Source organism: Chryseobacterium vietnamense (assembly GCF_031454475.1).
GTDB lineage: Bacteria > Bacteroidota > Bacteroidia > Flavobacteriales > Weeksellaceae > Chryseobacterium > Chryseobacterium vietnamense.
In genome coordinates this window covers 1,017,183-1,031,334 of record NZ_JAVDQX010000002.1, presented here as the reverse complement: position 1 = coordinate 1,031,334, position 14,152 = coordinate 1,017,183, and the positions used below count along the sequence as shown (strand labels likewise).

13 protein-coding genes are annotated in these 14,152 nt (G+C 36.9%); 6 read left to right on the top strand and 7 right to left on the bottom strand.

Translation table 11 applies throughout. The features are described from left to right. The first annotated feature begins 36 nt into the window (after positions 1 to 36). Positions 37 to 1,050 (top strand): TQO small subunit DoxD, encoded by a 1,014-nt coding sequence (locus J2786_RS13950; protein WP_047433969.1) that lies wholly within the window; start codon positions 37 to 39, stop codon positions 1,048 to 1,050. 135 nt (positions 1,051 to 1,185) lie between these two features. Here the strand turns inward: J2786_RS13950 and J2786_RS13945 are convergent, their stop codons facing one another. The 6 genes from J2786_RS13945 to J2786_RS13920 form a co-directional block, all read right to left on the bottom strand. Continuing rightward, positions 1,186 to 1,782, bottom strand: a complete 597-nt coding sequence (locus J2786_RS13945; protein WP_047433971.1) for a hypothetical protein — start codon at positions 1,780 to 1,782, stop codon at positions 1,186 to 1,188. 206 nt (positions 1,783 to 1,988) lie between these two features. Continuing rightward, a complete protein-coding gene (locus J2786_RS13940; RefSeq protein ID WP_047433973.1) occupies positions 1,989 to 3,566 on the bottom strand; it encodes a DHA2 family efflux MFS transporter permease subunit in 1,578 nt (525 codons plus the stop codon). Between the two features lie 140 nt (positions 3,567 to 3,706). Further along, on the bottom strand, positions 3,707 to 4,810 hold the full coding sequence (locus J2786_RS13935; protein ID WP_047433975.1) for an HlyD family secretion protein: 1,104 nt from the start codon (positions 4,808 to 4,810) through the stop codon (positions 3,707 to 3,709). A 16-nt stretch (positions 4,811 to 4,826) separates the two neighbouring features. Then, positions 4,827 to 6,143 carry a TolC family protein gene (locus tag J2786_RS13930; protein WP_047433976.1) on the bottom strand — a complete coding sequence of 439 codons (1,317 nt, stop codon included), beginning with the start codon at positions 6,141 to 6,143 and terminating at the stop codon, positions 4,827 to 4,829. After that, on the bottom strand, positions 6,127 to 6,753 hold the full coding sequence (locus J2786_RS13925) for a TetR/AcrR family transcriptional regulator (protein WP_310025611.1): 627 nt from the start codon (positions 6,751 to 6,753) through the stop codon (positions 6,127 to 6,129). The genes J2786_RS13930 and J2786_RS13925 overlap by 17 nt, the downstream gene beginning before the upstream one ends. Before the next feature lie 327 nt (positions 6,754 to 7,080). Continuing rightward, entirely contained in the window at positions 7,081 to 8,199 is a 1,119-nt protein-coding gene (locus J2786_RS13920) for a DNA polymerase III subunit (RefSeq protein WP_047433980.1), read from the bottom strand. A gap of 248 nt (positions 8,200 to 8,447) precedes the next feature. Between J2786_RS13920 and mdlD the strand changes: the two genes are divergently transcribed. The 4 genes from mdlD (at position 8,448) to J2786_RS13900 (ending at position 12,926) form a co-directional block, all read left to right on the top strand. Beyond that, entirely contained in the window at positions 8,448 to 9,767 is a 1,320-nt protein-coding gene (gene mdlD, locus J2786_RS13915) for an NAD(P)-dependent benzaldehyde dehydrogenase MdlD (protein WP_047433982.1), read from the top strand. A gap of 195 nt (positions 9,768 to 9,962) precedes the next feature. Next, entirely contained in the window at positions 9,963 to 11,279 is a 1,317-nt protein-coding gene (bamG, locus tag J2786_RS13910) for a BamG family beta-barrel-assembly machinery protein (protein ID WP_047433983.1), read from the top strand. A gap of 1 nt (position 11,280) precedes the next feature. After that, on the top strand, positions 11,281 to 11,871 hold the full coding sequence (lptC, locus tag J2786_RS13905) for an LPS export ABC transporter periplasmic protein LptC (RefSeq protein WP_047378448.1): 591 nt from the start codon (positions 11,281 to 11,283) through the stop codon (positions 11,869 to 11,871). Between the two features lie 11 nt (positions 11,872 to 11,882). After that, positions 11,883 to 12,926 carry an anhydro-N-acetylmuramic acid kinase gene (locus J2786_RS13900; RefSeq protein ID WP_047433985.1) on the top strand — a complete coding sequence of 348 codons (1,044 nt, stop codon included), beginning with the start codon at positions 11,883 to 11,885 and terminating at the stop codon, positions 12,924 to 12,926. A gap of 49 nt (positions 12,927 to 12,975) precedes the next feature. Here the strand turns inward: J2786_RS13900 and J2786_RS13895 are convergent, their stop codons facing one another. Then, positions 12,976 to 13,365 (bottom strand): hypothetical protein, encoded by a 390-nt coding sequence (locus tag J2786_RS13895; RefSeq protein WP_047433987.1) that lies wholly within the window; start codon positions 13,363 to 13,365, stop codon positions 12,976 to 12,978. A gap of 36 nt (positions 13,366 to 13,401) precedes the next feature. Between J2786_RS13895 and J2786_RS13890 the strand changes: the two genes are divergently transcribed. Continuing rightward, a complete protein-coding gene (locus tag J2786_RS13890; protein ID WP_047433988.1) occupies positions 13,402 to 14,013 on the top strand; it encodes an NUDIX hydrolase in 612 nt (203 codons plus the stop codon). Positions 14,014 to 14,152 lie beyond the last annotated feature (139 nt).

Below are 14,152 nucleotides of genomic sequence, written 5' to 3'. Positions count from 1 at the left end.
TAAAAATCAGTTTTTTACAATACAATATTAATTTCAATGAAACATATCACAAACCGCCAGTCTTCGGATCTGGCCGGATTATATACTTTATCCCTCCGAATAGTTATCGGATGGACATACTTTTCAGCGTTCTGGCGCAGACTGATCCTCGAAAACAAGCTTATCCCTGATGAAAAGGGATACATCGGGGAAAAATTCAATCATTTCTTACCGAATGCCCTGGGCATAAAGCCTGTTATTGAATATCTGGTAACTCATCCTGATGCTTTACAACGCTCGATGATGATTTTTACCATTATCGAAGCCATTGTGGGATTATTCATCATCCTCGGATTATTTACGCGTTTAATGAGTATTGGCATCTTCAGCCTTGCTCTCGGAATTTTACTGGGTTCAGGATGGCTGGGAACAACCTGTCTCGATGAATGGCAGATCGGTGTTCTGGGTGTTGCAGGTGGATTCGTACTGTTTCTGACAGGAAGCGGATCTTATTCTCTGGATCATTATTTCATGAAAAACAACAAAAAATTTACTCAAAAAGGATGGTTTTCATGGCTTGGTTCAGGAACTTTCCCTGTCTCAAACCCAAAAGTTTTTGTGCTGGCAGGCTCACTCATCATATTTGGATTGACCATTTTTACCAATCAGTATTTTCATGGAGGCGTATGGGGAACACTGCATAATAAATCGGTAAAACCTAAACTGGAAATTTCAAACATCTCTCATCATCATTCAAAATTAAGGTTTGAAGTCTACAGAACAGAAGGTGCCGATGTGTACGGTTCTTTTCTGATAGGCATTCATATTCTGGATAAAAACGGAAAAATTTTAAAGGAACTTGATCATAAACAACTCGCCGGAATTCCTAAAGAAAATATTCAAAATCATTATGTTGCCAAAGTGAAACCTGGAAAGCACAGTCTGATAATTCCATTGGGAGCAAAAGCTGATGTGACTCTGAATATTGATGATATTCTTCAGAAAAGCGAAATTCATGCACTTAAACTGATTGATGTGAGCGGGATTGAGTGGATAGAGAGGATTAAATAAATTGAAACTCAAGGTCCGGGATTCTGGGTGCGGGTTTTATGTTTTGTCTAAAGCCGATCCTTGATTTATAAGAGAGAAAGCGGACTAAAGTCCGCTCTTATTGTTGTTTGAAATTATTATTTTCAATATTCATCTCTATTTTTCTGAGACAAGGATATGATAGCTGCATGAGCTGTCCGGATCAAGTCTGAGTACTTTTATATCCAATAAAACATCCAGTCCCATGGTGTCGCAAATGCCCTGTATGAAAGGTTTTATGACAGGCCATTTCAGCAGACCTGCAATTTGCAGGCTCTGCGTAATTTTGTGGTAACGGTCTGTTCCTTTAATAAGCATTTCGCATTTGTAGTCATTTAATTCTTTAAATTCAAAATTGTATTCGGGACTGGATGTAAAAATTGCTCCTATCAGTATTTTTGCAACAGCTGGAATTCCAGGCTGCAGGTTAGGTTTTGCTTCAAGATTCCTCAGTGTCATTCTTGATCCGAGATCATACATAAAAGTGCCGGAAAGCTGTTCAATAGCTTCTGGTCCGTAAAGTTTTCCGATCTGCTTAAGGATGCCTCCATAAAAAGCTCCTGTAATATCAGACAAGCGCTGGGTAAGTTCTGTAAAAGTTCCGGGAAAGAAATCTGCAATAATCTGAGCCTGATTCATTTCAGAAAGATAGATGTCATCTTTTCTGAAGTCTGATAAAGCCAGATAGGTTTCCGGCAGTTGAATTTGATTCATAGTTAATACGTTATTAGTGTTTTGAAATCATGGTTAAGTGAAGTTATAAAACCATGTAAATCTAGAAAAAATAAATAAACTCTCCAATAAGTGATATTATTTTTCGTTTAACAAAATAAAAACAGAACGTATTGTAAATTATTACCTTATAATAAAAATGGACATAAAAAAACCTTCGGAAATCCGAAGGTTTTTTATTTTAAAATTTAGTGCATGGCTTCACTCAAATCTATTTTTTCTTTGCTCTTTCTTTCTTTTACAAGTAAGATAAACGGAATACATATCAGGAATACGATTCCGAGGTAAAGAAACACATCCATATAAGATAATACAGTGGCCTGTTTCGTTACGGATAAATCGAGCATTTTATACGCGGCATTCATTGCTGCATCAGGGGTCATTCCTTTTGCTATAAAATTCGCTTTCAATGCAGCCAGCCTTTGCTGAACATCAAAACTGTTTTCGTCCAGATGGGAAATTAAGCTATTTCTGTATTTCTGACCTGCATTAGCAATAAAGGTTGTAATCGCTGCAATTCCGAAAGATCCTCCCAGCTGTCTCATCATCCCTGTAAAGGCTGCTCCCTGACCAATCTCCTGCCCTTTCAATGTACTTAATGACAATGAGGTAATTGGAATAAATAACAATCCTAAACCTGCACCTCTCACGATCAGCATCCAGAAGAAGGCTTCTTTACTGGTATCCGGGGTCAGAATCTTGTATCCCCAGAAGCTATATACAAAGAAGATAAAGAGTCCTAATGAAACCAGGATCTGTTGTTTAGCTCCTTTTGCCAGCAATCTACCAATGATCGGCATCATGAAAGCTGTTGTCAATGCCGCCGGAATCATCAAAGCTCCGGACTGAAGTGCCGTCCATCCCAAAATACTCTGAGTATACAATGGAACGATGAATGTAGAACCATACAATCCGAATCCAAGCACGAATGACATCATAGTTCCGATTCTCAGGTTACTGTTTTTAAGTACCCTCAGCTCAACGATCGGATATTTAAAGGTAAGTTCCCTCCAGAGGAATAATATAAATCCTAAAACCGCAGCTACTGTAAACGCTACAATCATTCCGCTGGCAAACCAGTCTTCTTCATGACCTCTCTCAAGGATAAATTGTAATGAACCTACGGTTACTGCCAGTAATCCAATCCCAATCCAGTCAACATCCGAGACTTTACGTTTTTCTGCATATTTCGGACTTCTTACAAACTGCAGCGTCATCAGGGTTGCTGCAATTCCAATCGGAATATTAATATAGAAAATATATGGCCAGCTGAAATTATCAACGATATATCCTCCTAGAGGCGGACCTAAGGTAGGACCGATAATTACTCCCAGACCATAAATAGCCTGAGCCATACTTCTTTTTTCAATCGGATAAGATTCCGTAATGATCGTTTGTGAAGTTACCAATAAGGCTCCCCCACCGATTCCCTGCATCAATCTGAAGAACACAAGTTCCCAGATATTGGTTGCATTTCCACATAAAAATGAAAATATGGTAAATATAATGATGGATGCCGCAAAGTAATTTCTACGTCCAAACTGCTGGGAAAGCCAGCTCGTCATTGGTACTATAATAACGTTACCAATGGCATAAGCCGTAATTACCCACCCCACTTCTGAAAGTGTAGATCCAAGATTCCCCTTCATTTCATTCAAGGCAACATTGACAATCGTGGAGTCTACAATTTCAAGAAGGGCACAAAGGATAGCAGTAATCGTAATGATCACTCTCCGCGCTCCATATTCTACTAATGAATCTTGCATAAGTTTTTTTCGATGTTAAAAATCAATGGTGAATTTTGCTTCGCAAGTGAATAGTGAATTGTAAAGCTTTCGTTTTAATTGGCTGCAAAGCTGATTCACTATTGATAACGAAGTTCATTGACTCTCAACAATTTTAAATGTTATTTCAAAGCAACTTCTGCCTTTACGTTCATTCCTGTTCTTAATCTTTTGGCAATGTTCTTGTCAAGATTTACAAAATCGATTTTTACAGGAAGTCTCTGAACTACTTTTACGAAGTTACCGCTCGCGTTATCCGGAGGAAGAATAGAGAATGTAGCTCCTGTAGCCGGAGAGAATGAACTTACCACTCCTTCAAACTCCTGATCAGGGAAAGCATCAATCTCAATTTTCACTTTCTGCCCTTCTACCATTTTGTCTACCTGCGTTTCTTTAAAGTTAGCTACAACCCATTTCTGGTCGTTTTTAACCAAAGCAAACAACTGTGCCCCAGCCTGCAGATACTGACCTGCCTGTGTAGGTACTTTTCCAACGTATCCATCTTCAGGTGCAAGGATTACGGTGTATGATAAGTTAAGTTTTGCATTTTCTACATCCACTTCTCTTTGCTTAGCCACAGATCCTGCCACACTGATTTGTTGTGAACTTGCTGCGGTCTGAGAAGAAGCAATGTGAGTTTGCTGAGCAATTTGATTTCTCTGGTCAACTAAAACCTGTAACTGTCTGTCTGCAGATTGTTTTGCCGCTAAAGCCTGCTCATACTGCTGTTCTGTAATAGAGTGGTCTTTTACAAGATTAGCATATCTCTTCAAATCCTGAGAAGTTTTCCAAACGTTTACTTTTGCTGCTTCTATCTGAGCATTAGCTGTTACTACAGCCGCTTCTGAAGAACCGATATTTTTTGAAGTAGCAGTTGTAGTAGCTTCTGCATTGGAAATATTACTTTTAGCAGTAGATAATGCTGCCTGCGCCTGGTCAAGAGCCATTTTTTGATCTCTGTTATCCAAAATCACCAAAGTATCTCCTTTTTTTACAAACTGGTTGTCTTTTACCTTTACCTGAGCTACATAACCTGAGATTTTAGAAATTACCGGTGCCATATTGGAAGCAATCTGAGCATCGTCAGTCTCTTCGTGATACTGTCCGTAAGTAAATGCTCTGTAACCGTAGATTCCTCCTCCGATTACTACTGCCGCTAAAATGATAGGAAAAACTAAACTTTTTTTCTTTTTAGGTTCAGCTGCCTGTGTATTATTATTTTCCATTTTGGTTTCGATCTGATTATTTAATTGTTAAAGTTCCTGTTGTTTGTAATAGTTTTCTGTATGCCAGTGCTGCGTCTGCCTTAGCATTGATCACTCCAACGTTGGCAGCAATCTGCGCTGCGTCTGCATCCAGCAATTCAGTCATGGTTGCCAGACCGTTGTCGTATTTATTTTTTGTTATTCTGTAATTTTCATTAGCCTGCTCAGCAGATTTTTCGAAAACAGCAATTCTCTTTTTTGAATAATCGGTGTTTTGGTATTCTCTGTTGACATCAAGCTTAATGTTATCATTCAGTAATTCATCCGTAGCAGCAAGCTGTTTTTCTCTCGCCTGCGACTGTCTTAATGAAGAATTTTCTTTCCAAAGGTTGGATAAGTTGTAAGAAACTCCAATTCCTACGTTAATCGCATTGTAAACGGTAAGAAACTTAGGAATATCTGCTGCTACGTATCCTCCGGTAAATGCAATGGAAGGAAGGTTTTCTGCTTTCGCTGCTTTTGATCCAAGTTCTGCCGCTTTTCTCTGCTGTGCCAGAGCCTGTAAATCTTTACGGTTTTCTCTGGCTTCGGTAACATAAAAATCAACAGGTTTTACGTCTGATCCTTCTTCAATATAATTTTCATCCACTGTCAGTTCTGTAGTTTCAGGAAGCCCAAGCAATAAATCCATATTGATATTGGCAATATTGTAGTTATTCTTAGCTTCCAACAGTTGAAGTTCAATATTTGAAGTCTGAAGATTTGCCTTTAATCTGTCGTTTCTTGCTATCAAACCGTTGTTTTCCATTTTAAGGAAGGTTTCATCTCTTTTTTGAGAAGCAGTAAGGTTTTCTTCAAAGACTTTGATAGACTGGTTAGCCTTAAACAGATTATTATAAGCCTGAGCTACATTGTAAGCAATGGCAATTTTATCATTCTCAGTGCTTAGTTTAGAAGCTTCTACGAGATATTTAGCGGACTGAATCCCATATTTGATTCTTCCGCCGCTGTAAATCGGGACGCTAAGATTCGCTGAGCCGTAAACTACCTGATGTATTTCAGGTCCGCCAGCGCCGCCTGCAAGACCAGGAAGTTTGATATCAACATTTGGTTTTATCGGAAGGTACATATAGCTACCTGATACTTTTAATTCCGGTAGTTGTCTGTTTTTAGCCTCCAAAAGATCAGCTGTAGCCTCTTCGATCTTGGCTGCATCGATCTTGAGATTCTTGCTGTTCTGGATTCCCAGCTGCACGGCCTCGTCAAGAGTAAGTGTTCTTTTCTCCTGAGCATTTGCATTTGCTATTCCTACGAATAGTGATAATGCAATCACTGAGTTATTTATTCTCTTCATAACCTAAAAGGTCTTTTAGTAAATATTTAATATGTTTATTAAGTTCTGTGTAGTATTTTTCATCAAAAGCTTCTTCATCTTCTGTTTCATTCAGGAACTCTTTATACATTTCTTTCGCATTGAATGCATAAAATAAGGTTCCGCTTACTGTGGAATGAAGGAGATAAATAGGTGGATTTTTGGTGAAAATTCCATTTTTAAGACCACTTTCCAATATTTGTGAATACATGGAAAGAAATCCCATTTTGGTTTGCTTCAAAAATTCTACAATCTGAGGATTTTTAGTATGCAGCTGCTCTCTCTGCATAATCCTGTAGAAGCATTTTTGAGTGCGGATCTTGTAAGAAAACTGATCGATTACCCTTTCAATCTTCTGCCATTCGTTGATGTCTGTTCTTCCCAAAAGATCTTTAGAAAAAAACTGACCTTCATTCATTCTGTATTCTACTAATTTCTCATAAAGTTTTTCTTTAGAGCCAAAATAATACGAGATCATAGAAATATTAACATTCGCATCCTTTGCAATTTCCCGGGTGGAAGTTCCTTCGAATCCCTTTTCTGCAAAGAGCTTCTCGGCGGCGAATAATATATTTTCTTCTTTTGAAATCATGTTCGTGTTCATTTTTCAGGGCGCAAATGTACACAAGTTTTAACACAAATCAAACGATTGATTGATTTTTTAATATAGATTTAATTTATTGCAAAGAAAAGACGTTTTCTATAATATATGCTGAATACGCGGCAGAGGCAGCTTTTGATGGAAAATAATAAAAATAGCGTCCTTTTTTTATTCATATATGGGAAATACTTCAATGATAATTCTTAATATTTCCAGGCTATATTCAATTGAAGTATACCTAAAAAAGGCAGGAAAGTAAGGCTAAAATGATAATCTCCAGAATAAAAACAAAACTCCGGTGTTAACCAGAGTTTTTATTTATGTGCTTTTATGAATGTATCTTGATAGTTTAATTCCCAGATCCGTCCAGACAATTTTGGGGTTTCCGTTTCTGGTCAGGTGAAGATCAGCTGTATTGATTTCTTCCAAAATACTCTCAATATTGGCTCCGCTGATAAATTTTGAAAAGCCGGCCCAATTGAAGCCATTCGCATTGATCTTTTTATATACCAGATTCTCAGACTGATAGTTCTGAAGCAATGCCAGTCTGAAAATTTCAGAACAATAATTAAGGAAGTTTTTTTGCTTTTCTCTGTTCCATCCTGCAATTTCTCTTGCCCAAACAATAATACTTCTAAGATATTCCGGTTTCTTTTTTACCATAAAGGCATCTCTCACCCACTGTACAAAAAACTTTTCAAACTCATTGCTTTTGTCTCCTGAATGTAACAGTTTTATGGCTTCGTTGAGATCACCCTGTGCTTCATGAACAATCTCCCTTATTTTTTCTTCTGAAACAGAGAAGTTCTTTTTAAGATAATTCTCAATATCTTCATCATTAATTCTCGGGATCTCTACAATCTGTGTTCTGGAAAGAATAGTAGGAAGAATATCGTTTGTGCTTTCAGCCGTAAGAAGAATGACGGTTTTTGCCGGCGGTTCCTCTAAAAATTTCAAAAACTTATTGGAAGCGGCTATATTCATTTTATCTGCTCTCCAGACGATAAGAATTTTGGTTCCTCCCTCAAAACTTTTTAAAGAAAACTTTTGATTCTGGTCATCCACTTCATCTGCAGAAATAAATAACTGTTTATTTTCCGATTCCAGGAAGGCAGTCCAGTCATCATAGCTTGCGTAAGGAGAAGCTATAATCATTTCTCTGAACTCATCAAATTTATTCTTACTTAATGAGTTTTTATTGTCCGTAAAAACCGGAAAACTGAAATGCAGATCCAGGTGATTGAGGTGTTCTACCTTCGCAGCAGCATGTTCATTTTCCCGACTGAAAATTTCCCGTGCATAGGCCAATACCATAGGTAGTGTTCCGTATCCCTCTTTTCCTACAAAAAGCTGGGCATGGCTCACTCTGTTTTCAGCAATGCTTTCTCTAAGAAGTTTTTTCAGATTCGTCTGTCCGGCGATGTTCTCCCAATTCATGTTTCAAAGATAAAAAATCTTATCTCAATTCATAAAATTAAGTCTGCTTAAAATGCATAAAACTATAGATTACAATTTCAATAGAGTAAAACACCTACTCTATTATAGGAGACATCAATAATAAGATTAGAATAAAACTTAAAATTAAATTTTACACAATTTAATTTTAAACAATACATTTGTCAAGTGAAATTATTCGTAAATTGATTACCATTTCACACCAATTCAAATATTAAAATTACAGACCAATGGATACAAACCTGGAACAAAAAATCAGAGGGATCTTTCAGCAGCAGAAAGCCTTTTTCAAAACCAATCAGACTAGAGATATTGAATTCAGAAAAGCACAATTAAGAAAATTCCGTGAAGTTTTTCTTCAGCATACCGATGCACTTTGTGAAGCTTTGGATACAGATTTGGGGAAAAGCAGAAAAGAAGCGGAATATGTGGAGATTCAGATAGTGATCAGCGAACTTGATTATTTGCTGGAAAACATCGATGAATGGACAAAACCTACCCCTGTACCATCAAAACCACATCCCTCAGGAGCTGAAGTAGAAAGCAAAATAACGTATCAGCCTTATGGAGTTACTTATATTATAGGCCCTTTCAACTACCCTGTCCAATTGACATTCAGTCCGTTAATTGGAGCACTGATTTCCGGAAATACTGCTATTATAAAGCCTTCAGAAAACACACCTCATGTTGCCCAGGTTCTTGAAGATATTGTGAAAGAATCATTTAATGAATCCTACGTAGCAGTTATTCAGGGTGCTATTGAAGAAAATACCTTATTACTAAGTCTTCCTTTTGATTATATTTTCTTTACAGGAAGCCCCAATGTTGGAAAAATTGTCATGAAAGCCGCTGCAGAACAGTTAATTCCTGTTACGTTGGAACTGGGAGGAAAATCTCCTACCATTGTACATAAGGATGCAGATCTTGATAAAGCTGTAGCCAGAATATCCTACGGAAAATGGATTAATTGCGGACAAACCTGTGTGGCTCCTGACTATATTTACATTCATGAATCTGTAAAAGATGCTTTCACAGAAAAATTTAAAGCACATTTAAATACAGCTTATGAAGGTAATTCTCTGGGAAAAATCGGAAAGATTGTTAGCCAGAACCAGATTAAACATCTGGCAGGGTATCTGGAAGCAGCTCCCGAAAAAGTAATCTACGGAGGAAATTACGATCTTGAGAACCGTCATTTTGAAGCTACTTTAATGGATCATGTGACCTGGGATGATCAGGTGATGCAGCAGGAAATCTTTGGTCCTGTTCTTCCTGTGATGACCTATAGCGATATTGAAGAAGCTTTGGAGGAGATCAACAGCCGTCCAAAACCTTTGGCATTATATGTCTTTTCAGAGGATCAGAAGTTTGCAGATTATGTTTTAAACCATACTACAAGCGGAGATGCTGAGATCAACAGTGCTATTATCCACGTGGGTTCTCATTATTTACCTTTTGGAGGAGTAGGAACTTCAGGAATGGGAAAATACCACGGAAAATTCAGTTTTGAATGTTTCAGCCACAGCCGTTCTGTTCTCCAGGTAAAATAATAGGATAAATGCCTATTCCTATAACTAAGACTGTTCATCATAGGACAGTCTTTTGTGCAAAACAGAATTGATATTTTTATAGCAGGAAATTTGCATTTTTCTTGTAAAGAAAAGCCCTTAACAAACTTTAACCACATATAATTTTTACAATTCATTAATATTTAAGATATTTGCGCATTGTTTTAAAAATAAAGAATGAAAAAAATCTTTGTAGTATCATTCATATCAGTTGGATATTTTCTGAATGCACAGAGTCTAAGCAACTCTCCTTATGCAACTTATGGAATTGGAGATGTGAAATATGATAATACGATCGAAACTGCTTCTATGGGAGGCATATCTACTGCTTTTATTAGTGATTTTACCAGCAGTTTCAATTTTGCCAACCCGGCAAACAATGCCAATTTTGAACTTACGAGTATCAGACTGGAAGCTACCAACGAAAACAATTATTTCAAATCGAATTATAACGATATGAAATCTACAAAGCATTCTACGTATCTTTCCAATATTTCGATTGCATTTCCATTATCTTCAAAAGTGAAAATGGGAATCTCTTATCAGCCATACAGTTCTAAAAGTTATGACATCGTAACTGAACAGTTGGCCAGTGATAACACGACTCCTCTTTACAGAAATAACTTTAAGGGAAGCGGAACGTTGAACACAGCACAGCTTGCTGTTTCTTATAAAATTAATCAGGAATTATCTGTAGGGGCAAAAGCCAATCTTTATTTTGGAGACCTGAATGACCTGAATGAATTCCGTGCTTACAATAACAATCTTGGTACGTATGCAGGTGGATATGTTAATGGTTATGAAACTAAAAACAGAGTCCGAAACTTTAATTTTACGCTGGGTACAAGCTACCAGACTTTAAATACGCGTACTGATAAGAAGTTTACAGTAGGAGCTACTGCTACTTTTGGGAATACTAGTAATATGACTACCCAGTATACCAACAGTACGTACAGATATTCTGATGATCAGGAGACGACTAAACTTAGCGGATCAGAAACCATCATCGAGCAAAAAGAAACAAAATCCAAAAACCTTCTTCCATTACAGGCTTCAGTAGGGGTTGGATATGGAAGTGAAAACCATTGGTTTGTATCAGGACAGGTAGATTATAAAAAAGGAGAAGATATCTCTTATTTTGGTAAAAATTTCAGTTACCAGGATACCTACAGAATTTCTGCAGGGGGATGGTACCTTCCAAATTATAACAACTTCAGAAACTACTTCTCAAGAGTAATCTATAGATATGGAGCATTCTATGAAAGAGGAAATCTGAATCTGGAAGGGAACAGTATTAACAAATTCGGTATTTCTGCCGGAGTAATGTTACCATTCAAGAACAGTAGTATTACAAGAATGAGTGGTCTTGAAATCGGATTAGAAGTTGGTAAGAGAGGAACTCTTCAGAACAACCTGATCAACCAGAATTTCGTCAACCTGAGAATCGGCTTTAATTTTGCTGATAAGTGGTTCAGAAAGACACTTTATAACTAAAATGAACTTTTCAAAAAAAATATCATATAAAAATATAGCATGCCTTTTTAGTTGTGCTATATTTTTTATATTGACATCCTGTGAGGAGGATCTTACCAAAAGGAATGGCAGCCAAAGCAAAAATTTCCCTTCACAGATCATCAACAATGCCAATATTATACAGCGTGATTCCGGCTTTGTTACTTTAAAAGCCAAAGCACCCATCATTGAAAAATACGAGCTGATTGACAGCCCATATGTGGTAGCCAGAAAAGGAATTGACATTGAGTTTTTTGATAAAAAGAAACCTAAAGTTCCCGGAAGAATTACCGCCAAATATGCCCGTATTTTTGAATACAAAAAATTCTACGAAGCTAAAGGTGATGTAAGGATAAAAACCAATGAAGGGCAGAGATTTGCAATGCAGAGTATTTATTGGGATCAGAAAAAAAACAGAATCTATACCAAAGATACGGTTTATGTTACTATGGAAGACGGTTCTACACTGGTAGGTGCCAACGGAATGACTGCCAAGGACGACTTTTCCGAATACACATTCTATAACAACTCCGGAGATTTCAGTTCTAAAAGAATTTCTGAGAATAAAAAATAATTTCAAAAACAATGAAAACTCTGGCTATAGGACTGATGTCCGGAACAAGTCTGGACGGCTTGGATATCTGTCTTGCTGAATTTGAAAAGCAGGACACATGGACCTTTCAAATCCTTAAAGCCAAGACAGTCACCTATTCTGAGGATTGGGAAACTCAACTTAGAAACTCTATTCATCTTTCTTCTGAAGATTTATTGGAACTGCATTCAGAGTATGGTTTTTATCTTGGACAACAGGTTAAAAAGTTTATTCATGAACATCGGCTTGAAAATATTGACCTCATTGCCTCTCATGGCCATACTGTTTTTCATCAGCCAAAGAGAAAATTTACGCTGCAGATTGGTGATGGCAAGGCAATAAAACTGGAAACCGGACTTCCTGTTATCTATGATTTCAGAAGTCAGGATGTGTTGATGAAAGGAAATGGAGCTCCTCTGGTCCCTATAGGTGACGAATTACTTTTCTCCAGTTACAGTGCCTGTCTGAACCTGGGTGGATTTTCCAATATTTCGTTACGTTCAGAAGGAAAAAGAATAGCATTTGATATTGCTCCGGTAAATATTGTTTTGAACTATTTAGCTCAACAGCTTCATAAAAGTTTTGATGAAAACGGAGCATTGGCAGCAAAAGGAAAAACAGATGAAACTCTACTGAATCAACTTAACGTTTTGGATTTCTATCACATTTCACATCCAAAATCCTTGGGAATAGAATGGTGCCATCAACATATATTTCCCCTTCTTGAAAATATTGAAACACTGGATGCACTGGCTACTTTTACGGAACATGCTGCGCAGCAGATTGCCAATGTCATCAATCAATATAGTATAAAAGACATTCTTATCACCGGAGGAGGTGCTTACAACACGTTTTTAATTGAAAAAATAAGAGCAAAAACGAAAGCTGAAGTAATCATTCCTGAAAAAGAGATCATCAATTATAAAGAAGCCCTGATTTTTGCCTTTATGGGTGTTTTAAAAATGAATAATGAGATCAATGTGCTTTCTTCTGCGACTGGAAGTACTGAGGATCATTGTTCAGGAGTTATTGCATAAGAAAGGGCCACATATCAAAATAAAAAACCTCCAACGTTGGAGGTTTTTATTATTTATAAGCTTCGATTTTATCGGTAAGCGTATTGATAAAGTTCTGTAAAGGTTTTTCTACCATCATTTTGATGAATGGATTGAATTTTCCTTCAAATAGCATCTGAACTTCAGTCTGGTTTTCACTGATTGGGTTCAATGTAGCGGTTAATGAGAAATCCAAACTTGAACTTGCAGATCTTAAAACAGCTTTCTGATCGTCTACCTCATCAATTTTTAATGCGATTTCAGGCATACCCTGTAATCCAAATTTAAATCCGTTATCTCTTGTTTCAAATTTCTGAAGACCATCCGGCATAAAATCTTTATAATTTTCAGGGGTTTTCAGCAACTCGGTAAGTTCTTTGGATGATTTATTGACAATAATCTTTCGTCCTTCTAAATTCATTTTTTATTTTTGTATTTAAATTCTTAACTATTACAAATGTATAAAGTTTTTGTCAACGAAAAAAAATTATTAATATCTAAGCATCCTGAAGAACTTGAAAAAAAGCTTGGATACGAAAATTATACAACTTTAGAGATCGCATTGGATCTTTTGGAGAATACTTCTGTGCAGGAACTGAATGTGTATGGAGAGAATTTGGAAGAAATCTGGCAGGAATTTCAGAAGCTTTTCAGAATTATAGAAGCTGCAGGAGGTCTTGTTAATAATCCTGAAGGTAAAATTCTTTTCATCAAAAGACTCGGTAAATGGGATCTTCCTAAGGGTAAGATGGAAAAAGGAGAATCCAGGGAGGAGTCTGCAGTAAGGGAAATAGAGGAAGAAACAGGTTTGAGTGATGTTGAACTTGTACAATTCATCAATACTACTTATCATATCTATGTAGAAAGAAATGGAGAGAAAATCTTAAAATGTACGCATTGGTTTGAAATGAACTTTGATGGAGAAGATACTTCCAAACCGCAAATAGAAGAAGGTATCACCGAAGTTGCCTGGAAAACTACATCAGAAATTGAAAATGAAGTGTTTCCAAGTACTTTTAAAAATATCAAACTGATCGTAAAAGAATTCTGGAATTTGAAGAAATCTTAAAAGCTGGAAGAATGAAGCCGGAAGTTACTATCCGGCCATTACTTCTTTAAGTGTTTTTGATCAATGGAATTTTATAAAGCTGAATAAATAAGGGAACGGTCTTCAATCCCCTTCAGGACTTCCCTCTCCCAGCCTCCAG

Coding starts and splice junctions, on each gene's coding strand:
- J2786_RS13950 (WP_047433969.1), top strand. CDS start 37: ATGAAACATATCACAAACCGCCAGTCTTCGGATCTGGCCGGATTATAT.
- J2786_RS13945 (WP_047433971.1), bottom strand. CDS start 1,782: ATGAATCAAATTCAACTGCCGGAAACCTATCTGGCTTTATCAGACTTC.
- J2786_RS13940 (WP_047433973.1), bottom strand. CDS start 3,566: ATGCAAGATTCATTAGTAGAATATGGAGCGCGGAGAGTGATCATTACG.
- J2786_RS13935 (WP_047433975.1), bottom strand. CDS start 4,810: ATGGAAAATAATAATACACAGGCAGCTGAACCTAAAAAGAAAAAAAGT.
- J2786_RS13930 (WP_047433976.1), bottom strand. CDS start 6,143: ATGAAGAGAATAAATAACTCAGTGATTGCATTATCACTATTCGTAGGA.
- J2786_RS13925 (WP_310025611.1), bottom strand. CDS start 6,753: ATGATTTCAAAAGAAGAAAATATATTATTCGCCGCCGAGAAGCTCTTT.
- J2786_RS13920 (WP_047433980.1), bottom strand. CDS start 8,199: ATGAATTGGGAGAACATCGCCGGACAGACGAATCTGAAAAAACTTCTT.
- mdlD (WP_047433982.1), top strand. CDS start 8,448: ATGGATACAAACCTGGAACAAAAAATCAGAGGGATCTTTCAGCAGCAG.
- bamG (WP_047433983.1), top strand. CDS start 9,963: ATGAAAAAAATCTTTGTAGTATCATTCATATCAGTTGGATATTTTCTG.
- lptC (WP_047378448.1), top strand. CDS start 11,281: ATGAACTTTTCAAAAAAAATATCATATAAAAATATAGCATGCCTTTTT.
- J2786_RS13900 (WP_047433985.1), top strand. CDS start 11,883: ATGAAAACTCTGGCTATAGGACTGATGTCCGGAACAAGTCTGGACGGC.
- J2786_RS13895 (WP_047433987.1), bottom strand. CDS start 13,365: ATGAATTTAGAAGGACGAAAGATTATTGTCAATAAATCATCCAAAGAA.
- J2786_RS13890 (WP_047433988.1), top strand. CDS start 13,402: ATGTATAAAGTTTTTGTCAACGAAAAAAAATTATTAATATCTAAGCAT.